Raw genomic sequence first — 23,016 nt, 5'->3', positions numbered from 1 at the left:
ACTTAACCGTGAAACGTAGACTTTCATCTTCTCTAGCTGCCTTTGCTCTGATGGGAGTAATAATCGGCGGCGCCCTCACCGCTTGCAGCACCAATGATTCCGGGGTGAAAGTTGAGGGCGACTACGGCAAAGCTCCCAAGGTTAGTGCCGGGGAAGGAACTCCGTCTAAAGACCTGAAAGTTGTCACCCTTAAAGAAGGAGAAGGTGAAGCCTGCGGCACAGGCGCGGTGGTAGAAGTCAACTATCACGGGCAACTGTGGAATGGGAAAAAATTCGATTCCAGTTTTGACCGCGGAAAACCCGCTGTCTTTTCCTTAAAACAGGTAGTTCCCGGCTGGGGACAGGGGCTTAAAGATGCCAAGCCAGGATCGCGCACCCTCCTGGTGATTCCTCCCGACTTGGGGTACGGGGATCAGGCAGCCGGCACTATTCCCGCCGGATCTACCCTGGTATTCGTAGTGGATACTCTAAAGTGCTTCTCTGCTTCCCAGGCGAAGAAAGGCGAGCAGCTGCTAGCAGGAGCTAAAGCAACCGGCGACACTCTGCCCGGTCTGGAAGTTGACGGCAAACTGGGAGCAAAGCCGACATTGAAAGTAACCCCAGATCAGCTGGCCAAAGATCGCACGGTGGTAGTGTTGGCGCAAGGAAAAGGGGCGCCGCTGAAAGCCAAAGATGTGGTGATAGTGCATCAAAGCTGGGTAGACCCGGATGGGAAGACTGCCTCCACCTGGGATAGCGCAACCCCGATGCCGCTGCAGGGGGAAAAGACTCTAGCCGAGTTGGGATTAGATAAAGAACTTGCTGGTAAAACTGTGGGATCGCGCCTAGGTTTAAGTTCCATGCAAAACGGGCAAGCCGTAGCAATCGTGCTAGATATTGTCGGCACCCTCTAGGAAATCTGGACCGGCTCGGTAATGCATAGTATTAACGCTTTACATGCAGTCAAGACATTGAAAATGCGGGTGATAGCAGTCGCACTTTTGGCTGCTGTTTGTCTGTGCTCCCTCGCGGGCTGCTCCCAGGGAGGGACCGAAGCCTCCGCTCCCGAAGTAAAAGGGAAGTTCCCGGCAGTCTCCGGTGAGTTAGGGCAGGCGCCCCAAATGGAGGCAGGTGTGGGCAAAGCCCCCACCAGTTTGCAGGTACGAGTGCTTCACCAGGGCGACGGACGCAAAGTAACCGCCAAAGACCAGGTGTTAATGGATACGTTGGGTAACCTGTGGGACGGAAAAACCGTGATGAGCACCTTTAGAATTGGGGACTCTGCCCAAGGCTACGCGATGAGCGAAGTTATCGCCGGTTGGAAGCAAGGGCTAATCGGCAAGAAACTCGGCTCGCGGGTGCAGCTTACCGTACCCCCGAAACTAGGATTCCAAGGTGAAGCTGCCAAGAGGATCCCCGCCGACTCCACTATGGTGTTCGTGATTGACCTGATCAGCGCCATGGATTTAAGTGATGTCTCGGCACTGAAACAGGCGAAGAAAATCGACAAATCATTCGAGAAGCTACCTAAGGGAGTGAAGATTGCCGGCGCTCCCGGCAGTCAGCCGCAACTGAGCATCGATCCCGATATGCCGGCTCCAGAGTTAAAACAGGTAATCATGCTTTACCAAGGCACGGGACCGAAACTGGAACCGGATGATTTTCCCGGGGTACATTTGACTGCCGCCAGCTATCAACAGGGTGAATGGTCGAAAGTTTCTAGCTCATGGGAGAGCGGCAAAATGGTGTCTACCCCCGCTACCGTGCAGACTACCCCACAGTTTCTGGGGGTACCGATCGGTTCGCGGATGGTGATGATAGAGCCCGCCGAGGGGGCGCGCCAAGGGGCGAAGGCACATCCAGCGCGGATTGCTATCTACGACATCGGGGCGAAACAAACCAGCACCCGCCTCGGGTGACAGTTCTTGGATCTTGAAGGCGCGGGAAAAAGTTTTTCTTGTTTTCAGCGTTGCGCGAGGGATAGATTTTTCCTCTCGCCCAAGAATTTGGAAAACGTAGCGACGTTTTCCAAATTCTTATGTCCTTAAAGCCTTATCGGTTTAATATGTTGCAGCCAGGTATCCGAAGTTTAGGGCATTTGATGCAAAGTCTGTCTGCTCGGATAAAATCTATCCCCCGCGCTTGCTGGAAAAGGTGCAATAAGACAGCCAGAGCGTGCGGACGGATTTATACCGAGGGGTAGGCTTCGGGCACTAAATCCGTGAAAATGCCAGAGCATTTTCCGGATTTCGGGGCGCGAGGTAAAATCCGTTCGCACGCTCAATCTGGCGTGTTTTTTAATAGCTACGCGGAGCGGCTGCTAGGCCAGGTTGATTAGGGACTTAAAGTTCTTTTCGGCGTTTTCGAAACGGGCGGCAACGTTTTCCCAATTCACCACATTCCACCAGGCCTTCACGTAGTCAGCTTTCACGTTCTGGTAGTCCAGGTAGAAAGCGTGCTCCCACATATCCAGCATCAGCAGCGGAGTTACCCCCACGGGTACGTTTCCTTGCTGATCGAAGAGCTGGAAGATGATGAGGCGGGAAGAAATGGAATCCCACGCCAGTACGGCCCAGCCGGAGCCTTGTAGTCCGGTGGCTGCCGCCGAGAAATGCTTCTTGAAAGCCTCAAAGGAACCGAAGTTTTCGCTGATTGCGGCGGCTAGTTCGCCTTCGGGCTCTCCGCCGCAGTCAGGTCCCATGTTGGTCCAGAAAACCGAGTGGTTGGTGTGTCCGCCCAGGTTGAAAGCTAGATCTTTCGAGTACTGGTTAACCGCTGCCAAATCCCCGGCTTCACGGGCAGCTGCCAGCTTCTCTAGGGCGGCATTGGCGCCATTCACATAGGTGTTGTGGTGCTTGTCATGGTGAAGTTCCATGATCTTGCCAGAAATATGCGGCTCTAAAGCGGCGTAGTCGTAGGGCAGTTCCGGAAGCGTGTATTTCTCCATGAAAATGGGTCTCCTTTGTTGTTTTACAATCCACCTAGCCTCCCTCCGACTAGGCGAGTTCGTAACCTAGTTTAGGTGCTAAGTCCTACTTTCGCAGCCGCAGCAGCTATGCTGGCAGCTGAAGATGGGGTTTTGCAGTGCCGTTAGTAATGCAGACTCAAGATAATTAGCAGCACAATCGTTTCCACAGACTGCAAGAGCGTAATAGTCGGTTACAATGAGAGCCAAAAGTCCCTTTAAATATTTACCTAAGGAAGCAGAAAATGGCGGAAGCGGAAAAGAACCTGCAGATTTTGTTGTACAGCGATGACCGTGAGGTGCGCCGACAAGTAATCGCCGGGGTAGGGATCAAACCCGCGGCGGATTTGCCGAAGATTACGTGGGATGAAACTGCTACTGCCACTATCACTCAGGACAAGGTACGCAATAATCATTATGATTTGCTGATCCTTGATGGGGAGGCCACTAAGATCTCTGGGATTTCGGTAGCGAAGTCTCTAGCTGAGGAAAATAACAACCTGCCGCCGATTCTGATTTTGACTGCCCGCCAACAGGATGAATGGCTGGTCGGCTGGGCGGGAGCTGCCAAAGCGGTAGAACGCCCCCTCACCCCCCTAAAGCTACAAGAAGCGGTATCAGAACTGCTGCGCTAAGCTAAAACACTTTTTATTCGAGGGAGTATCTGCGGCATATAATCCCGGCGGCACCCTCAAAGCTGGAAAGAAAACGGCTGTCGCGCCTGATCCAAGGTATGTCGTAACTGAGTGCGAGAAAGCATTCCCTGGGCAGGCAAAGCAAGGGCCTTGTTTCCCCGCATCCGTACAATCCGGGTTCCCGGTTGATAAAGTTGCTGCGCCAAAATATGTAGCTGTTCCCAAAGGACATCTTGGGCGAGGAAGCGGGGAGCAGGTGCCGGGAAAACTTCCGCTAATCCCGCAACCGTTTGGTCTATCGCAATTTTAGGGGCGTTAGCGCAGGTAAACGCAGTACCTACCAGTTTTCCGTAGGCGAGGGCGAGGTAAACCCATCCGCCGCGAGCAGCCGGGAGGGCAAAAATTAGTTCTGCCGCCGTGAGCAGCGGGGATAATAATTCTTGTTCTGCACCTGCGCGCATTAGCGCAGAAAGCTGTTCCCGAATCACTGCTGCCTGCTCGTATTCTTCACGCTCTGCCAGCTCACGCACTTTTCCTAACAGCGTGTCAACCGCGACCAGCTCTGCGGCGGGCTTATCAGCCGCCAGTTTTGCTAGGTGCTGGGCATAACTAGCTTGTTTTTGTGGGCGGCAGGGAGCAATGCAGGCCCCTAACTCTTCCAAGTAACAACTATCCGCAGGGTTCCCGGGGGAAATTTCTTGAGTACAGGTGCGCAGGCACCACTGCCGGGAGAGTACCCGGCGGACTCGCTCAGCGCTTTTGCGGGTAGAAAACGGCCCGAGGGTGCGGGAGTGGTTTTCTCGCTCTACCCGTTTAGAGAGTTTTAGGCGCGGAAAATCTTCATCGGTTAGTTCTAACAGCCAATATTTATCAGGGCGGGTACTGGCGCGGTTAAAAGGTGGGTTAAGACGCGCGATTAGCTCCAGCTCTTTTAGCCGTGCCAAGAGGACATGGGGAAAACAAATATGCTGAATCCGGCAAGCGGAGGCTAACATTTCCCGCATTTGGCGACGTTTTTCACCCGTTGTGGTGTAACTGCCGACCCGGGTTCGCAGGTTAGAAGCTGACCCTACATAGAGAGGATTTCCTTCCTCGTCCTCAAAAATGTAAACCCCGGGACGCTCCGGTAGCTCCGCTCCCAGCACCCGTTTTGCCCGAAGCTGGCGGGGAACCTTTTGCAAAACCCGAAAATCTTGGCTGTGGGTAAGACCTGCCCCTTGCCCTAGATCCAGTAGCCCCTGTAGCACAGTGACTGTAGCCAAAACATCCTCTAGGGCACGGTGAGTAGGCTTTTCCGCGCCAAAATATTTAGCGAGGGTAGCCAGGCGGTGATTCGCGACAAAAGGGCGCGGCAGCAGTAGGCGGGCAATCGCCAAGGTATCAACGGTGAGGGCGGCAGGTAGAGGAGCGTCTAGCTGCTCGGCAGCGCGGCGCAAGAATCCGGTATCGAAACTAGCATTATGAGCCACCAGAGCGTTTACTGGGGGAGAATCGGGACGCTCCGCCCTCCAAAATGTAAGGAAACGCGAAAAAACCTCTTCCAGGGGGTCGGCAGCCAGCACCATCGAGTTGGTGATTCCGGTCAGCGCCACGATTTTTGGGGGAATCGGACGGCGGGTTCGCACCAGAGAACGAAAAGTTCCACACAGGCGGCGTTTATAGTAACGGGCAGCCGCAATTTCGGTGATTTCCGCCCCGGCACCCATCCCGGTGGTTTCCAGGTCAACCACCAGAAAACAACACTCAGATAGCGGGGTTCCTAGTTGCGAAAACTGACCTTGGGGGGCTATTTCACCGTTTGCAGGTACCAGGGTACTTAGGTGTTGACGTAGGGCGCGCGAAGGTGGACCGAAAAATTGAGCGCTCACACTCTCGCCCCATCGTCATCCCCCCATTTATTGGTTAAAGGGCTGCGTCCGCGAGGACGCAAGTAAAATAGCAGGGCGCAAAAAATCGCTAAATCTAAGAAACCCAGGGCGTGCATCCAAGGCGGCAGACTGACTCCCGCAATATAAGTGGCTACCCAGGCTATTAGCACTACGATGGTGATTACTAAAACGCGCACAGCCCCGCGAGGGCGAGGAGTAGCCGGCAGTATGGGGGGTTGAAACTGTTCATTTGGCTCGGCTAATTCGTAATCTCGCGGTCCAGGCGCGAAAATACCGGTATCATCTAACCTAGATGTAATATCCAAAAATTCATCATCTACGCGACGTTGACTTGGGTTGCGGCGGCGATGCGCCCCCCACTTCTTGGGGAGTTTCATAGTCGTTAGTCTAGTCGGTCTTTAGAGATCGGCTAGTTAGCCCGGGCGGGAAGGAAGCTTACGTGTTTTACCGGATGCTGAAAGTAATCCTGGGGCCGATTCTAAAGGTTCTTTACCGCCCCTGGATCAAAGGAGCCGAGAACATTCCCGAGACCGGGGCGGCGATTCTGGCCTCGAATCATCTAGCGGTGATTGATTCTTTCTTTTTACCGCTCATGATTGACCGCGAAGTAGTTTTCGTGGGCAAAGCCGACTATTTCACCGGTAAAGGTCTAAAAGGTGCCTTTGTGAAGTGGTTTATGACTCAGGTGGGCACAATCCCTATTGACCGTTCTGGGGGGAAGAAATCCCAGGCCGCTTTGCAAAAGGGGTTGGCGCGTCTACAAGAGGGCGAATTATTTGGTATCTATCCGGAGGGTACCCGCAGTCCCGATGGGCGGCTTTATCGAGGCAAAACCGGGGTGGCGCGGCTGTCGCTACGCTCGGGTGCCCCGGTTATTCCGGTAGCCATGATTGGTACCAATATCGCCCAGCCGATTGGCACTCGTATTCCGCGCCTGCACCGCATTGGAGTGGTGGTTGGGGATCCTTTGGACTTTTCCCGCTACCAGGGGATGGAAGATGACCGCTACGTGTTGCGGGCAATCACCGACGAGATTATGTATTCCTTGATGAGCCTATCGGGGCAAGAATACGTGGACTTGTATGCGGCGGATGTGAAAAAGGCGTTGGCTGCGAAGAAGGATGACCAGGACGCGGTTGCTGCCGAACCGAAAGTGCAGGCCCCTGGCGGCAGGCAGGCTCCAAAAACCGAGGTGCCGGAGCCTCCCGAAGAAACTACCGGTGAGGGCAAAAAAACGAAAGAATAGCCCCCGTCTAGGAAACTTCGGATATTTTCTTCCATAAACTGATGTTTGCGGCCAGTTTTAGTTACTTTAGGGATTCGCGCGCAGATTGGGCGATAACTCGTAGCTAGCTAGGGGAAGACTACCCCTTGTCCTAGAGTCGTCCTCGGGTTATCGAGTAGACTTAATGAATGTCGGGGCCAAAACTGGCCAAACAAATCTTTTGGAGGAGATATGACCATTAAACGGGTAGCACTACTAACTGCGGGCGGCTTTGCGCCCTGTCTTTCATCAGCGGTTGGTGGATTGATTGAGCGTTATACCGAACTGGCCCCGGAAGTTGAAATCATTGCCTATAAGCACGGCTACCACGGGTTGCTGTCCAAGAATTTTATTGTGGTAGACGAAGATGCTCGTAAAAATGCTGGTCTGCTGCATGAATATGGTGGTTCCCCGATTGGTAACTCCCGGGTGAAGCTCACCAACACCAAGGATTTGGTTAAACGCGGTCTGGTTAAAGAGGGAGTTAATCCCCTGGAATTCGCGGCTAATCGCCTGGTAGAGGACGGGGTAGATGTGCTGCACACTATCGGTGGGGACGACACTAACACCACCGCGGCTGACCTTGCGCACTACCTGCATGAACATGACTATGAACTGACCGTTGTGGGTCTGCCGAAGACCATTGACAACGACATTATCCCGATTCGTCAATCCTTGGGCGCCTGGACGGCTGCCGATAACGGAGCGTTATTTGCTGAACACGTAATTGGGGAATGTCAGTCCAACCCGCGGGAACTGATTATCCACGAAGTAATGGGACGCCACTGCGGTTATTTGACGGCTGCTACTGCCCGTTCCTACCGCAAGCTATTGGACAAGAAACAGTGGCTGCCCTCCATGGGTCTTACCCGCGAGTCTCGCGATATTCACGCTATTTTTGTGCCTGAGGCACATATCGATATCGAGGTCGAGGCCGCCCGTCTGCGCAAAGTTATGGATGAGGTAGGGAACGTAAATATCTTCCTTTCCGAGGGCGCCGGGGTCAGCGAAATCGTGGAGCAGATGGAGCAGGCAGGGGAGACCGTTCCCCGTGATCCCTTCGGTCACGTCCAGCTAGATAAAATTAACCCCGGTCAGTGGTTTGCTCGCCAATTTGCCGAGCGGATCGGAGCGGAAAAAGTGATGGTGCAAAAGTCCGGTTACTTCTCGCGTGCTTCTGCTGCGGGCGTTGAAGACTTGCGCCTGATTAAGTCGATGACCGATTATGCGGTGCAGTGCGCACTGGAAGGCAAACCTGGTTTGATTGGTCATGATGAAGAAAATGGGGATTTGCTGAGCGCGATTGCGTTTGCGCGGATCAAGGGCGGTAAAGCCTTTGATATTAATACCCCCTGGTTCCAGGAAATGATGGCAGACCTTGGGCAGGAAGTTAAGCCTGCCTAGTTGTTCTGTGGCGTGCCTACCCGGTTTTCACCTATTAGGGGACAGGCACTGAAATAATCAGTTGACTGAAGTTCCTTTGGCTCTCGCCGCTTGCGGCGAGAGCCAAAGGAATTTATGCCGCCAGTTTTTCCGGGAAGGTATCCAAGTTGCCATTCGGGCGTTAACGGGACAGATAAAGCAGAAAACAACTGCCGGTAATTTGAGAAAAACCAGCAGGGAATAAGTCCGTCTCCCGGACTTATTCGTCTTAAAATCTAAAACTTACTAGGGTGGATTTCGTGGACGAGAAAACAACTAAGGCGCTGAATTCTTGGCGTAACTGCCCAGCAACCCAGCAGCCCAGCTATCCAGATCAGGACAAGCTACAAGAAAAACTAGCTGACCTGCGTACTCGCCCTCCTTTGGTGTTCGCCGGAGAAGTAGATGCCTTAAAAGAACTACTGGCAGAAGCCAGCAAGGGACGCGCCTTTGTGCTTACCGGTGGGGACTGTGCGGAAACCTTCGCGGAGTCAACTGCTAATCGGGTACGGCTGAAAATCCAGACCATTTTGCAAATGGCGATTGTGCTCACCTATGGGGCGTCCTTGCCGATTGTAAAAATGGGGAGAATGGCTGGTCAGTATGCCAAACCTCGCTCCAGTGATACTGAAACCCGTGACGGAGTTACTTTGCCGTCCTACCGGGGAGATGCAGTCAACTCTTTCGAGTTCACCCCCGAGGCGCGCACTCCTGATCCGGCACGGCTACTAGATACCTACACTCGTTCGGGTACCACTTTGAATCTGATTAGAGCCTTTACTCAAGGTGGGTATGCTGACTTGCATCGGGTACATGAATGGAACCGTGGTTTTACTTCCAACCCGGCATATAAACGTTTTGATGCCCTCGCTGGCGATATTGACCGCGCAATTTCTTTTATGGACGCTGCCGGAGTTAGCGCTGATGAATTGCGCACCGTGGACTTTTATAGCGCCCACGAATCTTTACTTTTAGAGTACGAACAAGCTATGACCAGGGTGGATTCCCGTACCGGTAATCTTTACGATACCTCTGCGCATTTCCTGTGGATAGGGGAGCGTACCCGCCAGGCGGATGGCGCCCATGTGGAGCAACTCTCCCAAGTTGCCAATCCTCTGGGGGTAAAAATTGGTCCTGACGCTAGGGGTGATGACCTTTCTCGGCTGCAAGATAAACTAAACCCCCAGGCCGAGCCGGGACGGCTATCCTTCATCACTCGAATGGGTGCCAAGGAATTGAAATCCTCTCTACCGGCACTTTTAGAGGCACAAAAGCGTGATGGGCGGCCAGTTACCTGGATGTGCGATCCCATGCACGGAAACACGATTCAATCTTCCTCCGGCTATAAGACTCGCAGTTTTGAACGCATCCTGGAGGAAGTGGCTAGTTTCTTTGCCGCTCACCAAGAAGCGGGTACTATCCCAGGGGGAATCCACGTGGAATTGACTGGTGATGATGTCACCGAGGTAATCGGGGGTAGTGAACGCCTAACGGAAGATTCTTTGAAGAACCGCTACGAAACCCGGGTGGATCCGCGGCTAAATCACCAGCAATCTTTAGAACTAGCATTCCAGGTCGCGGAAATGCTGCAAAAACGCCACGATACCATGGGTAATCCTTTGCGTGAACCCTTAGAACCTTGGGGATATACCGTTTAAGCTCCAGGGGGCAGCGAACGCTTAGGGACGCAGCCTAGCACCCGGCTCCAGCGTTATTTCTCTAGCCTTTACCGGGGTGACATCCTATACGTAGGTTAAAGTAACCGTAGATCCACTCTTGAGCTTGGTGCCCCCACCAGGGGATTGGGAATAAACCCGGTTGGGAGCAATCCCTAATAGTTGTTTTTGTACATTCACCTGGAAGCCCAAATCCGTCAACTTTTGTTTAGCTTCCGCCATAGATAAAGCGGTCACATTAGGGACTTCCACCATTTCCGGACCTAGCGAAAATCGCACTTTTATCCGGTCATGGTGATAAACGGTAGTTTCTGCCTCCGGTTCTTGCCCGATTACTTGCCCACGCGGAACAGAATCAGAAAACTCGGTAGTTTTTTCCATCTCCAATTTGAGGTTACTGAGAATTTCTGCAGCTTCCTCTTCGGTTTTACCAGCTAAATCCGGTAAAGTAATCGGTTCTTTCCCTTTTGAAACCGTCACTTTTACCGGGCTGTGATGGCGTAACGTAGTGCCGGCTTTCGGATCGGTCGCAATGATTTTCCCTTTTTCGACCTCATCGGAATACTCTGCGCTGGTACCGGCTAGTTTCAGCTTTGCCCCTTTAAGTAGCTTCGCGGCCTGACTACCATCTTTGCCCGTTAAATCGGGGACTTTCACGTATTCAATTCCCCGTGAAATGTACAGATTCACCCGGGATTTTTTCCATGCCTTCGCACCAGCTTTGGGATTGGTGCGGGTCGCCTTATTAGGGGCAATAGTATCGGAGTATTCGCGACTAATTTTCACCTTTAACTCTGCTTTTACCAGCATGGATTTAGCTTGCGCTACGGTTTTCCCTTCCACATTGGGAATCGCTACTCGCCCTCCAGGTCCCAAAGTAAAATACCAGCCAGTTACAGCCCCGGCTGTTACCAAAATCGCGGCGATAATCGCTGCTACTAAGCGTTTCTTGCTTTTTTCTTGAGGAGGGGCTTTAGAGGTTTCCTCCGGGGTGGCTGCTGCAACCACGGTTAGCGGTTTTTCGGGGTTGGCCTCAGGTAGGGTAGCAGAATAATCATCGCTAGTGTCTGCACTATGAGGACGAATCGGAGCTGCAGGTACCTGCGGGGAGGAGGCCGGCAAAACCGGCAGTAATGCAGTTCCCCCTTTGCCTAGGGGAGTACGTTCAGTTTCAGTTTCTTGCGCTACGCTCACCGGGCGCTTAGCTTTCCGTGCGCTCAGCTCAGGACTAAGACAAGCCGATACTGCCCTGATCAGCTGTAGCGCTGCTCCGGCGTCAGCGGGGCGATCTTGGGGCTCACGGGCAGTAAGCGCCGCAATCAAATCGTCGACCTCGCTAGGAATCCAAGACACTGTGTTGGAAAGCGGGGGCACATCCTCGCTTACATGCTGCCAGGCAGTACGAATCGCAGTCTCACCTTGGAAGGGCGGCACCCCGCTAATCAACTCATACGCCATGATTCCCACGGAATAGACATCGCAACGAGCATCCGAGGTAGTTTGGGAAATCAGTTCCGGAGCCAGATAAGTGACTGTTCCCATTACCGATCCGGTAGTGGTGCCGGTAGCTTGATTAACGGCGTGAGCAAGTCCAAAATCAGCTACTTTTACCTTCCCCGAGGGAGCCAGCAAAATATTTTCCGGTTTAATATCGCGGTGAATAATCTGCATCCCATGAGCTGCCTGCAACGCCTCTAAAACCTGTTCGGTGATTTCTAGAGCACGTCCTAAGGGTAAAGTGCCTTCCTTAGTCAGTACCTGGCGCAGATTCGGACCATTAATAAACTCCATCACCAGGTAGGGGCGGCGCCGCCAGGTTCCCTGATCGAAAATCTGCACAATCTCCGGATGCATCAAGCGGGCAGCCGAGCGTGCCTCTGCCTCAAACCGCTCCACCAGGGAGGCAGTATTAGCTAGGTGGGGATGCATAATCTTTAGCGCCACATCGCGCCCCAACCGCTCGTCATGAGCGCGGTAAACACTGGCCATCCCCCCGGTGTCAATAATCTTCACTATCCGGTAGCGTCCATCGATTAGGCGTTTTTGCATAGGGTCTTCATCGGCAGAGCTGTGTTTTATTTCCGGAATCTGTCCAGTATCTGCGGCTTTAGCAGCTGCGTGGGGGATAGACGAATCCTGCGGGATGTCGCTAGGGCGTCCTCTAGATTCCGGATCAATGCTCATAAGGCAATCCTAGCGGCAGCCTACTGCAATGCCGGTAAGCGGCACGGCTAGGAGCAGGCTTGCCCCCTCAGATAGGCTAAGAACATGGAAATGATCAGTTTCGCGCAAGCCGCCGAGCGTCTGGGGGTAAAGGTCACTCGCGCCCACCGCCTCCTAAATGAGCATCGCCTTTTGGGCTTACCTGATGAGCAGGGAAAATTGCAGATTGTCGCGGATAGTCTGCTGGAAACTCCCGAGGGATGGACTCTAATTGAGCGCCTGCCTGGAACCATGCTCACCCTGTTAGATGGAGGTTTTAGCGTTCAGGAGGCAACCGCGTGGGTACTTGCTGCCCAACCGTTACTAAATGACCAGCGCCCGCTGGATTTATTGCGCGCCGGAAGCCATAGCAAAGTTAATGCGGTGGCAGCTATGCAGGCATTATAGGGCGAATGCTTTAGGATTCGCGTTCGACTAAGGCGCGTCCTAGTCGGGAAAGTGCCTCGCGTCCAGGGGTATCGAAATCACCGCTCGCTAACAGGGCATCACCTTTAGCAGCATACTCGGAGATTAGTAGGCGATGTCGCTCTTTTACTCCCTGCTGCTTTAGGGCTTCAGTCACCGCCGAAATCTGGGTGGCAGTAGCAGCCCGGTTGCCGAACACTTCGTGTAACTCCTTGCGCGCGCAATCGCTTAGCAGCTGTTCCGCCAGGGACCACAATACGGTTTTCTTCCCCTCGGTGAGGTCTCCACCTGCAGGTTTTCCGGTTTGGTTGGGGTTGCCGAAAACTCCGAGTTCATCATCGCAAAGCTGGAAGGCGATTCCCCAGTATTCCCCGATAGCAAATAGGGTTTTCAGTTGCTCCGCGTTGGCACCAGCTAGGCGCGCCCCCAAGGTGAGCGGGTGGGCAACTGAATAACGCCCTGATTTGTGGCGAACCACCGTCAAAATTCGCTCCCGCGCGGTGGCCGGATCCAGTTCATCGGTTTCGAGTCGCAAGTCCAGGTACTGACCAGCGGACACTTCCCGGGTCATCTCGGTCCAGTTGGCGAAAAAAGCGTCTGCGTTTTCACAAGCAGAGGTCACTTCAAAAGCGCATTGATCGGCAACCGCTAGCAGCAGATCTCCCAGTAGAATCGCGGCAAAACTGCCGTATTCGGCAGAGTTACCTTGGCGTTTCTCTCTAAGATGTTGTTTGGTAAAACTGACATGAGCTGCATCTTTGCCGCGTCGCAGTGGGGAGTTATCAATAATGTCGTCATGGACGAGGGCGCTGGCTTGGTAAATCTCTAGCGCCACCCCCAGGTCAAAAACCTGCTTTGGGGGACTGGTCAGGTTGCCACTGATTGCCGCCCAGCCGGTATAGGCTAGGCGAGCGCGGGTGCGTTTGCCACCAGAAAGGGCGCCGAGTCCTCCTTGGAATAGTTCTGCTATCCCCTCGAGGTTGTGCCAAGGCTGTATCCCGCTTTGCCACGCCCTCGGCAATAGTTTATCAATCTGGGCTGAAAACTCCTGTTCAGTGGGCATTAGCTGCTAATTCCTTTCCCTGTATGGTCTCCTCTAGCCGCGAAACTTCCCTAGATATGTGCTAGAAAGTGTGGTATTGAATTATAATTGTTGAGCATTCTCTATGAAATCGTTTAGGAATCAGGAAAGGTCGCTGTGACTACTAAACCTGCTCAATCTGAATCTAGCGCGAAAACTTCCTCGAAAGCTAGTGCCGCTGCTACCAATCGGAAAATGGCTACTGCTAAGACCGCTAAGAGCGCGGGAAAAAACCCCTCCACTAAGACGGCAGCTAAGAAGACCACTGCTGCCAAGACCGGCGCGAAGACTACGGCGAAGACCGCAGGTAAGTCTGCAGCGAAAAAGACTACTGCTGCCACGACTAAGAAGGCGACCGCAGCGAAGAAAACCGCTGCTAGCAAGACTGCTACCGCGGCAAAGACTGGTGCGGCAAAAAAGACCGCTACCAGTAAGAAGACTACGGCTTCTAAACCGGTAGCGAAGAAGAGTGGGACGGCGAAAAAGACCGCTGCCAGCAAAACTGCTGCCACCAAGAAAACTACTACCACCGCTAAGAAAGCTACCGCAGCGAAGAAAACCGCTGCTAGCAAGACCGCTACCGCGAAGAAGACAGCTGCCAAGGCTGAGGGAACAGCGAAGACCGCCGCCTCTAAACCGGCAGCCAAGAAAACCACTACGGCAAAGACTGCTGCGGCAACTAAGGCAACTACTAAGACTACTGCTAAGAGCGCCTCTAAGGCGCCGGCAAAAGCCGAAGAAACCAAGACAAAATCAACAACTAAGAAGCCGGCGACGAAGAAAACAGCCGCGAAGAAAACTACTGCCAGCAAGACTGGCACAGCGAAAAAGGCGGCTGCAGCCAAGAAGACAGTTGCAAAGAAAGCTGCTGCGAAGAAGACCAGCTCTAAAGAGAAAGAAATCGAGAGTACGCTGCCGCAAGAAGATCAAGAACTCGCGGCAAAAGACGCCGAGCTAGATGAAGACGCGGTTGAACCTGGCGACGAGGATCTAAGCGACGAAGAAGAAATCGACATCGAATCGGAGCTGGCAGATAGCGACGATGATGAAGATGATGAAAAGCATGGGGAAGACCGGGAACCTGAAGAAGACGATGACGAGGATGAAGATGCTCCCGCCAATGCTGCCGAAGGGTTAAATGAGGCGATTGCGCAGGCGAAGGCTAATGCCAAGGGGCAAAAGAAAGGCAATTCCTTTACGGTTTCCGATTCTGATGAAACCGATGAGCCCGCGCAACGGGTTACGGTCGCAGGAGCTACCGCAGATCCGGTTAAGGACTATCTGAAGCAGATTGGTAAAGTTGCGCTACTAAACGCCGCGGAAGAGGTAGATTTGGCGCGGCGAATTGAGGCCGGTCTCTATGCTCAGCACAAGTTGGAAACGGAATCAGAAAATCTGACTTCTAAGATGCGTCGGGACTTGCATTCATTGGCGATTGATGGTCAACACGCCAAGAATCACCTGCTAGAAGCAAACTTACGTTTGGTGGTGTCGCTAGCGAAGCGCTATACCGGTCGGGGAATGTTGTTCTTGGATCTGATTCAAGAAGGCAACCTGGGGCTGATTCGCGCAGTCGAAAAGTTCGATTACACCAAGGGCTATAAGTTCTCCACCTACGCCACCTGGTGGATTCGTCAAGCAATTACCCGCGCCATGGCTGATCAGGCGCGCACTATCCGCATCCCGGTCCACATGGTAGAGGTAATCAACAAGTTGGCGCGGGTACAGCGGCAGATGCTGCAGGATCTAGGGCGCGAGCCTACACCAGAGGAACTGGCCAAAGAACTCGATATGACCCCTGAAAAAGTGGTGGAAGTGCAAAAGTACGGTCGGGAACCGATTTCTTTGCATACCCCCTTGGGAGAGGACGGTGACAGCGAATTTGGGGATCTGATTGAAGACTCGGAGGCTGTAGTACCCGCCGATGCAGTCAGCTTTACTTTGCTGCAAGAACAGTTGCGCCACGTCCTTGACACGCTTTCTGAGCGCGAAGCGGGGGTAGTGTCGATGCGTTTCGGTTTGGGTGATGGTCAGGCGAAAACCTTGGATGAGATTGGCAAAGTTTACGGGGTTACCCGTGAACGTATCCGCCAGATTGAATCGAAGACTATGTCGAAGTTGCGTCACCCCTCGCGCAGCCAGGTGTTACGCGACTACCTGGATTAGGGTTGCTGCCCCACTTTTAACTTTCCGCCGTCCTTGGCTTAGCAAGGACGGCGGTTTAGTTTTGCCAGACGCGAAAGCCAGAGCGGTGGGCGTGACTTCCTTGAGGGCGCAGTAGACAATGAAGGCATGAGTGAGCAAACCTATGTTTTTGACGCGACTGACCGTTGCGATACCTGCGGAGCGCAGGCGTGGGTTCTTGCCCGCCTAGAGGCCGGCAATCTATTTTTCTGCGCCCATCATGCCCATGCCCTGGTGCCGGCTTTGCGTGCTAGTGGTGCCGAAATCGTGGATAACACCTCGCAGTTACATTTAGAGGAAGCCGAAAATGCGCCCCTAACCTCGCTGTCTCGCGCCCGCTAGAGCGCGGATTTACCAATGCAACGAAGAAAGAAAATTGCTTGGTATTTAGCCGGAGCTAAAACCGCAACTCTAAAACTTTAGATTATTACCCTGGCAGCTCTGCGGGGAGTGCCTCACAATAATGCGTACTCGGAAAGCCGTTCGCAAGCCTAAAAGTGGCAACCCTTAAACTAGAGGGGTGGCACTTAAGACAAAATCGGATTACACCGCCCGGCATCTGTCGGTATTAGAAGGACTTGACGCAGTTCGCAAGCGTCCCGGTATGTATATCGGTTCCACCGACCACCGCGGGCTGATGCACTGCCTGTGGGAGATTATCGACAACTCGGTAGATGAAGCCCTCGAAGGGTACTGTGACCAGATTGAGGTCACTATTGGCGATGATCATTCGGTTTCAGTAGCAGATAATGGTCGCGGTATTCCGGTCGACATAGTCCCTGGGGTGGGACTGTCCGGGGTGGAGGTCGTCTACACCAAGCTGCACGCCGGCGGAAAGTTCGGCACCGGCTCCTACGGGGCAGCCGGCGGCCTACACGGGGTGGGTGCCTCGGTAGTAAACGCCCTCTCTGCCCGCCTAGATGTGCAGGTTGATCGGGGCGGAAAAACCTATCAAATGTCTTTCCTGCGTGGAGAACCCGGAGAGTTCGATGACAGCGAATCCCGCACCCCTACCTCTCCGTTTAAGCCTTTCACTAAAGAATCGAAACTGAAAGTAGTGGGGAAAGCCCCCAAGAAAAAGACCGGGACCCGGGTGCGTTTTTGGGCAGATTTCCAGATTTTCCCCAAGACCGCCTCCACCGGATTCTCTTGGGAACACCTTTTAGAACGCGCGCGTCAAACTGCGTTCCTGGTGCCGGGGCTAACTATTATTTGCCGCGATGAACGCCCCGAAGAACCCCTAGAGGAATCTTTCAAAGCCGAAGGCGGAACCGAGGACTTCGTAGATTTCCTCGCCCCCGACCAGGCGATTATCGACACCTGGTGTATCCGTGACCAGCGCACCTACCAGGAAACTGTGCAACAGCTCGACCAAAAAAGCGGACATTTACGTCCAGTCGAAGTCGAACGTACCTGTGACATTGATATTGCCCTGCGTTGGGGTAACGGCTATGACACGGTAGAGCGGTCTTTCGTGAATATCGTGGCCACTCCCATGGGTGGCACCCACATAATGGGATTTGAAAACGCTCTGGTGCGAATGTTGCGCAGCCAGATCGATAAAAATAAGAAATCGAAGCGCCTGAAACTCACTCAAAAAGAAGCCAAGATCCGAATCGAAAAAGAGGACGTGATGGCGGGGCTGACCGCGGTGGTGACCGTGCGGCTGCCCGAACCCCAGTTCGAGGGGCAGACTAAGGAAGTGTTAGGTACTCCCCAGGTGCGTCAAGCGGTCTCCAGCGCAGTTAGCTCCTGGCTGGAAAAGAAGTTCGCTTCCTCTAAACGCGATGATAAACAGCAAGTATTTGCGCTGATGGAAAAGGTAGTGGGGGAGATGCGGGCGCGGGTGAGTGCGCGGCATCAAAAAGAGATTTCCCGGCGCAAAAACGCCCTGGAAACTTCCTCACTGCCGGCAAAACTCGCGGATTGTCGCTCCAATAAAGTTGAGGACTGCGAACTATTTATCGTAGAGGGCGACTCGGCGCTAGGCACCGCCAAACAGGCACGCTCAGCGGATTTTCAGGCGCTACTGCCGATTCGCGGAAAAATCCTCAACACCCAAAAGGCTTCTACCTCCGATATGCTGTCTAACGCCGAATGTGCAGCGATTATCCAAGTAATCGGAGCCGGCTCTGGGCGCAGCTTCGACCTGGACTCGGCCAGGTACGGCAAAGTCATTATGATGACCGACGCCGATGTAGATGGCGCTCATATTCGCACCCTGCTGCTCACCCTGTTCTTCCGCTATATGCGACCCCTGATTGCTGCCGGGAGGGTCTACGCGGCAGTACCCCCGCTGCATCGGATCGAAATTCCAGCTCAAGGGCGTAAGAAAAAAGAAATTATTTATACCTATTCCGAGGAGGAGCTACACCAGCGCCTGCGCGCCCTCGCCAAGAGCGGACGCAAATATAAGGAACCTATCCAGCGTTATAAAGGTCTGGGTGAGATGGATGCCTCCCAGCTGGCGGAAACCACCATGCAGCGGGGCAAACGGATGCTGCGCCAAATTACTTTTGCCGATGAAGAAGCACTGCAACAAGCAGAAAATATTTTCGAGCTGCTTATGGGTTCCACGGTGGCGCCCCGGCGGGAGTTCATCGTGGCCGGCGCAGACCAGCTGGCAGCCGAACAAATAGATGCGTAGTGGTTTCAGTTTGCCGCTTGCGCCCCGTTAAGATAAAGATATGTCAACTTTGCGCGAACGCTTAGGGAGTCTCCCGGCTGCCCCGGTACCCCCTGTACACCTGGGATTATATTGGCGTCCCTCGCGCGAAACTGACTCTTGGAAAATCCGGGAACTAATCCATTTAACCGAACAGCACTCCCATCCGGCACGTCCTACTTCCGAGGGGGAGATTAGTCGTTTAACCCATGCGCTTAGCCACCCGGAACTGCAAGATTGTTTAATCGGACTGGATTCACGCGGTAACCTGGCGGCTTTTGGGTCGGTTACTTTGCAGCCGGATGAAAAAAGTTATGCCCGCGCTGATTTGTTTGCAGTTACTGCCGAGCATTGGCGAGGGCGTGGAATCGGCCGCGCCCTGCTGGCCTGGCAAGATGTGCGCGCCCGAGAACTAATGCTGGGCTACTATGGTCAGGACTATGACCGTCCTGCCCAAATCCGTAACGTGGTGGATGAGCGCGCCGGGGATCGGCGAATGCTCTATGCCGCTGCCGGTTTTTCTGCGCAACGCACCATCAAAGTTTTTTCTCACCTCCTAGATACTTCTAGCTTTTCTGACCTTGCCGCCCTGGAAGAAAAGTTCCCCACCAAAGATGTGCGGATAGTTTCTGCCCGCCGCCTTTCCCCGGATCACTGGGAAGAAATAAAAGCCTTACATGTAGCTAACTCCGCGCGTCTATATGCCGATAAAGGGGATGCCTCCCGCTGGTGGGGGCGGGTTTTAGCCAATTTGGCTCCCGATTTATCTTTTGCTGCGGTATCTATGAACTCTGGTCGGGTGCTTGCTTATTGTCTGGTGGTTTACCGGGATTTATGTCAAAGTAGCTGCCTGGAATCCGAGGGGATATCCGCAGAAATCGTCCCCACAGTGGCGGTAGATATTTTCGGTGATGACCGGAAAAACGCCGATAGCCATGGGGCAGATTTCGCGGTACTTAAACAAGTACTTTCCCAGGTGCTCTTGGCCTGCGCCCATTCGGGTTATAAACAGGTATTCGCCGAAGATAACTATCCTACCCTGGGGGATCTTTCTCGGGTTTGTGCCGCCTGTGGCTTTAAACTGGCGGGAGCCCGCATGATTTATACGGTGGAACTGTGATGGGCGGGCAGGAATGGTCGCTACCAAAGAGTACCGGAATATATAACTGGCGCAATCTCGGTCCCGATAACGTGCCGGAAATGGGTAGCCTGATTCACCGGATAGAAGAATTCGATAATCCCCCCTTTAGGACAGCGATTTCTGAGGTAGAAGAGTTTTTCGCGGCGCCGGCGCGTTGGCGTACTATCGGGGCTTTTGGCGCGGAAAATAACCTGGTCGCCTATGCGCAGGTGCGTCCGCGCCTGCTGGTAAACGAAGTGGTCTGTGAGGGCGGGGTAGATCCGCGCTACCGCGGCCAGGGTTTAGGACGAACCTCGATTGCTTGGCAGCGGGATCAAGCGCGCGCCCTCCTCGATCATTCCCGTCCCGGACGCGCCCTGTTTTATGTGGAGGATATTGCCCCTGACCTGTCTGCGTTGCTCTTGGAAGCCGGATACCAGCAAACTGCTTCTTTCGTGGACGTTTCCCGAGACTTGACCGATCCTATAAAGCAGCCAGATCTGCCCTATCCTTTCCAGATTGTGGCTTGGGATCAGGAACTAGATGAAATGCTGCGTCATACTTTGAACCGGATTCTGCAAGACCGTAACCCGGGGCCGGGTTACAGCGTGGAAGATTGGGCTACTCGCCGGGGAGCTTTCACCCCAGATTGTTCTTTTTTGGCGCTTGATAAAACTACTGACCGTTCTCAGATTGCCGGTTTTGCGCTTTCCTCCATCTACCGCCAAGACTGGACGGCGGTGGGTAATCGCCAGGGGTATATCGATTTGTTGGGGTTAATGCCTGGATGGGAAAATGCCGCCATCATGCAGTCTTTAATCGCTGCAGTGTTGAAAGCCTTCAAAAAGCGGGGGTTTGCCACTACCGGAGCGCTCTTGCCGGAGGCGGCAGACGCATTTACCCGGCGCCTATTCTTAGAAGCCGGGTTTAAGGTCATCGGAACCTCAACCCAATATTCGATAGAAACTCCCGCCTCCGAAGCGGAAGATAACTCCCTCGATTAGGGAATTTAGTCGTCTATGGCACGGCTAATTTACCCCCAGAAAGCGATAACCGCTTAACCCAGGAAATATATTTGCCGCTTTAGCCCGCTACCAGAAGCGTCGCGCTTATCAGTTTGTGCAGGTAGCGGCAGAGGGGATCCATCTTTGGCGAGGGCGCGCGGCGGGGCAGCGGTGATGGCTGCCAGGGATAAGCGGCTCTCACCTTTTAAGAAGCGCTGACAGCGCACTCCCTGCCCGGCGCGTCCCTTCTGGGGGTATTGCAGGAGGGGGGTGACTTTGGCGCTGGTTTGTCCGTTTCCGAGGCCAGAAGAAGAAATCCCGGCAATGGTTACTATCAGGGAAGACTCTAGGTTTTCGGCGCTAACCAAAGCGGCGGCAATCACTTGGTCACCATCGGTAAGTTTCATTCCGCAAATACCCTGACCAGTGCGTCCTTGGGGACGTACTTTATCCGCCGGAGTGCGCAGCAATTGTGCTGCCGAAGAAATCAGCACAAAAGCACCGTCATCGCCGCCACTGCCAGCTGCCACTACCTGGTCGCCGCCGTCTAGAGCGATGATTGAATAAGAATCTTGAGTAGCCAGCACCTGGGGACGAATCCGCTTAATCACCCCAGCAGCCGTAGCTGCCCACCAGGTAGGTCCGTCCTCATCCAGAGGAACTAGCCCCACCACTTCCTCGCCCTCCTCTAAATTCAGCAGCCGTGAAATCGGAGGCGTGCCCCGCAGGGAGGGTGGTGCTGCCGAACGCACCAAAGCCGGTACTTCCAGGGCAGTCAGCTTATATAAAGTGCCGTGGGAGGTAACTGCTCCCACCTGCCCGCGTGCCGTAGTGGGAGCAGTAGCAATAATCGCGTCCCAAGGTTCGCGTTGCCCTTCAGTTGGGAAGGGTTCATGTCCGGGGAAGCGCGCTACCAGACCGCCTGCCCCTAAAACTACGGTAGCCGGCTCATCAGGAATCTCGAGAGGCGCATCTTGCTCGGCAGCCAACTGCGCCGCACCCTCTTCCGCTAGCAGCACCGTTCGCCGCGGATCCGAGCGTTTTTGCGCCACTTCCCGCAGTTCACTGACCACTAGCTCTTTACGTTTATCCTGGGAAGCAATCAGGGCTTCTAGTTCCGCGATTTCGGCGGTTAAACGGTCGCGCTCCGACTCTAGCTCTAGACGAGAAAACTTAGTTAACCTGCGCAGCTGCAAGGACAAGATATGTTCAGACTGCACATCGTCTAAGTCAAAAGCCTCCATTAAGCGTGTTTTCGCCTGAGCGGCGTCCTCGGAGGCGCGAATAATCTGAATAACGTCATCAATATCGAGGACTGCGATTAGCAATCCCTGCACCAAATGCAGTCGTTCTTGCCGTTTACGCAGGCGGTACTGGCTGCGGCGCATTACGATCTCCATCCGGTGATCAAGGAACACCTGCAGCATCTCTTTTAGCCCCAAGGTGCGCGGCTGCCCATCTACCAGCGCCACCGCGTTAATCCCGAAAGAATCCTCCATCGGAGTGTGCTTAAAGAGGGCGGCACGCACCGCCTCGGGATTAAAACCGGATTTTACCTCGATAACTAGGCGCATATCGTGGTCACGGTCAGTTAAGTTAGTGACCGCAGAAATCCCTTTTATCCTGCCCTTTTGTACCCCGTCTTTGATTTTTTCAATCACTTTTTCTGGGCCGATCATATAGGGCAGCTCGGTGACCACAATCCCCATCTTGCGGGCAGTAACCCGCTCAATGGAGGTCTTAGCGCGAGTGCGGAAGATGCCCCTGCCGGTTTCATAAGCTTGGCGAATACCGTCCAGCCCTACAATAATGCCGCCCCCCGGCAAGTCAGGGCCGGGAATAAAACGCATCAAATCTTCGGTGCTGGCCTCGGGGTTTTCTAAAAGATGAATCGCGCCCGCCACGGTTTCCCCCAAGTTATGAGGAGGAATATAGGTTGCCATCCCGACTGCAATCCCATTGGCGCCATTTACTAGCAGATTCGGGAAAGCTGCCGGAAGCACCGCCGGTTGCATGAACTGGTTATCGTAGTTAGGAACAAAATCGACGACGTCCTCATCCAGGTTGGACACCATATCTTGCGCTGTTGGAGCCATGCGCACTTCCGTATAGCGCGCCGCCGCCGGACCGTCATCTAAGGAGCCAAAGTTTCCGTGCCCATCCACCAGCGGCATCCGCAGGTTAAAGTCTTGTGCCAGGCGCACAATCGCGTCGTAGATGGCGCTATCGCCGTGGGGGTGGAGCTTACCCATCACTTCCCCCACTACACGCGAGCTTTTTACGTGCCCTTTGTTCGGCCAGAGCCCCATTTCGCTCATCATATAGACGATGCGCCGCTGCACCGGCTTGAGACCGTCGCGGGCATCTGGCAGGGCGCGGGCATAAATCACCGAGTAGGCGTATTCCAGGAAGGAAGTACGCATTTCCTCGGACACGTCGATATGAGTGATGTGTTCTTGGGGAGTCTGGCTTTCTGGAGGGGTAGCCTTCTTCGGCTTGGGTTT

The 23,016-nt window shown here is 53.9% G+C and carries 18 protein-coding genes; 12 read left to right on the top strand and 6 right to left on the bottom strand.

Annotated elements, in window-relative coordinates; genetic code table 11:
* Positions 1-8 precede the first annotated feature (8 nt).
* On the top strand, positions 9-893 hold the full coding sequence (locus BQ5456_RS02215; protein WP_143037001.1) for an FKBP-type peptidyl-prolyl cis-trans isomerase: 885 nt from the start codon (positions 9-11) through the stop codon (positions 891-893).
* A 63-nt stretch (positions 894-956) separates the two neighbouring features.
* Complete coding sequence (locus tag BQ5456_RS02210; RefSeq protein WP_159428747.1) at positions 957-1,898, top strand: FKBP-type peptidyl-prolyl cis-trans isomerase; 942 nt, start codon at positions 957-959, stop codon at positions 1,896-1,898.
* A 401-nt stretch (positions 1,899-2,299) separates the two neighbouring features.
* Here the strand turns inward: BQ5456_RS02210 and BQ5456_RS02205 are convergent, their stop codons facing one another.
* Positions 2,300-2,926: a superoxide dismutase gene (locus tag BQ5456_RS02205; RefSeq protein ID WP_071128554.1), complete on the bottom strand. Its 627-nt coding sequence runs from the start codon at positions 2,924-2,926 to the stop codon at positions 2,300-2,302.
* Positions 2,927-3,189: 263 nt separating this feature from the next.
* On the opposite strand from BQ5456_RS02205, the gene BQ5456_RS02200 reads away from it, so the two are divergent.
* The gene (locus BQ5456_RS02200) at positions 3,190-3,579 is read left to right on the top strand and encodes a response regulator (RefSeq protein ID WP_071128553.1); all 390 of its coding nucleotides are present in this window, start codon (positions 3,190-3,192) and stop codon (positions 3,577-3,579) included.
* 56 nt (positions 3,580-3,635) lie between these two features.
* Here the strand turns inward: BQ5456_RS02200 and BQ5456_RS02195 are convergent, their stop codons facing one another.
* Positions 3,636-5,447 carry a DEDD exonuclease domain-containing protein gene (locus tag BQ5456_RS02195; RefSeq protein ID WP_083378304.1) on the bottom strand — a complete coding sequence of 604 codons (1,812 nt, stop codon included), beginning with the start codon at positions 5,445-5,447 and terminating at the stop codon, positions 3,636-3,638.
* Positions 5,444-5,845: a hypothetical protein gene (locus BQ5456_RS02190; RefSeq protein WP_071128552.1), complete on the bottom strand. Its 402-nt coding sequence runs from the start codon at positions 5,843-5,845 to the stop codon at positions 5,444-5,446. The genes BQ5456_RS02195 and BQ5456_RS02190 overlap by 4 nt, the downstream gene beginning before the upstream one ends.
* A gap of 74 nt (positions 5,846-5,919) precedes the next feature.
* On the opposite strand from BQ5456_RS02190, the gene BQ5456_RS02185 reads away from it, so the two are divergent.
* From BQ5456_RS02185 to BQ5456_RS02175, 3 genes are all read left to right on the top strand, one after another.
* On the top strand, positions 5,920-6,714 hold the full coding sequence (locus BQ5456_RS02185; RefSeq protein WP_205407881.1) for a lysophospholipid acyltransferase family protein: 795 nt from the start codon (positions 5,920-5,922) through the stop codon (positions 6,712-6,714).
* 210 nt (positions 6,715-6,924) lie between these two features.
* A complete protein-coding gene (locus BQ5456_RS02180) occupies positions 6,925-8,136 on the top strand; it encodes a pyrophosphate--fructose-6-phosphate 1-phosphotransferase (RefSeq protein ID WP_071128550.1) in 1,212 nt (403 codons plus the stop codon).
* A 278-nt stretch (positions 8,137-8,414) separates the two neighbouring features.
* The gene (locus BQ5456_RS02175; RefSeq protein ID WP_235858516.1) at positions 8,415-9,812 is read left to right on the top strand and encodes a class II 3-deoxy-7-phosphoheptulonate synthase; all 1,398 of its coding nucleotides are present in this window, start codon (positions 8,415-8,417) and stop codon (positions 9,810-9,812) included.
* An 84-nt stretch (positions 9,813-9,896) separates the two neighbouring features.
* On the opposite strand, the gene pknB is transcribed toward BQ5456_RS02175, so the two are convergent.
* Positions 9,897-12,014, bottom strand: coding sequence for a Stk1 family PASTA domain-containing Ser/Thr kinase (gene pknB, locus BQ5456_RS02170; RefSeq protein ID WP_083378302.1), 2,118 nt, complete (start codon positions 12,012-12,014; stop codon positions 9,897-9,899).
* Positions 12,015-12,098: 84 nt separating this feature from the next.
* Here pknB and BQ5456_RS02165 point away from each other — a divergent pair, with 84 nt between their 5' ends.
* Complete coding sequence (locus BQ5456_RS02165) at positions 12,099-12,440, top strand: Rv2175c family DNA-binding protein (RefSeq protein WP_071128549.1); 342 nt, start codon at positions 12,099-12,101, stop codon at positions 12,438-12,440.
* Between the two features lie 10 nt (positions 12,441-12,450).
* Here BQ5456_RS02165 and BQ5456_RS02160 read toward each other — a convergent pair whose 3' ends face one another.
* On the bottom strand, positions 12,451-13,521 hold the full coding sequence (locus tag BQ5456_RS02160; RefSeq protein ID WP_071128548.1) for a polyprenyl synthetase family protein: 1,071 nt from the start codon (positions 13,519-13,521) through the stop codon (positions 12,451-12,453).
* 213 nt (positions 13,522-13,734) lie between these two features.
* Between BQ5456_RS02160 and BQ5456_RS02155 the strand changes: the two genes are divergently transcribed.
* From BQ5456_RS02155 to BQ5456_RS02135, 5 genes are all read left to right on the top strand, one after another.
* Positions 13,735-15,705, top strand: a complete 1,971-nt coding sequence (locus BQ5456_RS02155; RefSeq protein WP_071129880.1) for an RNA polymerase sigma factor — start codon at positions 13,735-13,737, stop codon at positions 15,703-15,705.
* A gap of 126 nt (positions 15,706-15,831) precedes the next feature.
* Positions 15,832-16,065 carry a DUF7455 domain-containing protein gene (locus BQ5456_RS02150; RefSeq protein ID WP_022864010.1) on the top strand — a complete coding sequence of 78 codons (234 nt, stop codon included), beginning with the start codon at positions 15,832-15,834 and terminating at the stop codon, positions 16,063-16,065.
* Between the two features lie 178 nt (positions 16,066-16,243).
* Positions 16,244-18,370 carry a DNA gyrase/topoisomerase IV subunit B gene (locus BQ5456_RS02145; protein ID WP_071128547.1) on the top strand — a complete coding sequence of 709 codons (2,127 nt, stop codon included), beginning with the start codon at positions 16,244-16,246 and terminating at the stop codon, positions 18,368-18,370.
* A 40-nt stretch (positions 18,371-18,410) separates the two neighbouring features.
* A complete protein-coding gene (locus tag BQ5456_RS02140) occupies positions 18,411-19,508 on the top strand; it encodes a GNAT family N-acetyltransferase (protein WP_071128546.1) in 1,098 nt (365 codons plus the stop codon).
* Positions 19,508-20,512, top strand: a complete 1,005-nt coding sequence (locus BQ5456_RS02135; protein WP_071128545.1) for a GNAT family N-acetyltransferase — start codon at positions 19,508-19,510, stop codon at positions 20,510-20,512. Before BQ5456_RS02140 ends, BQ5456_RS02135 begins: the two co-directional genes overlap by 1 nt.
* Positions 20,513-20,565: 53 nt before the next feature.
* Here the strand turns inward: BQ5456_RS02135 and BQ5456_RS02130 are convergent, their stop codons facing one another.
* Positions 20,566-22,935 carry a DNA gyrase/topoisomerase IV subunit A gene (locus BQ5456_RS02130; protein WP_235858577.1) on the bottom strand — a complete coding sequence of 790 codons (2,370 nt, stop codon included), beginning with the start codon at positions 22,933-22,935 and terminating at the stop codon, positions 20,566-20,568.
* Between the last annotated feature and the right edge of the window lie 81 nt (positions 22,936-23,016).

The organism is Varibaculum massiliense (genome assembly GCF_900106855.1).
GTDB classification, from domain to species: Bacteria; Actinomycetota; Actinomycetes; order Actinomycetales; family Actinomycetaceae; genus Varibaculum; species Varibaculum massiliense.
The sequence above is the reverse complement of the archived record's forward strand: the minus strand, read 5'-3'. Positions and strand labels throughout refer to the sequence as shown.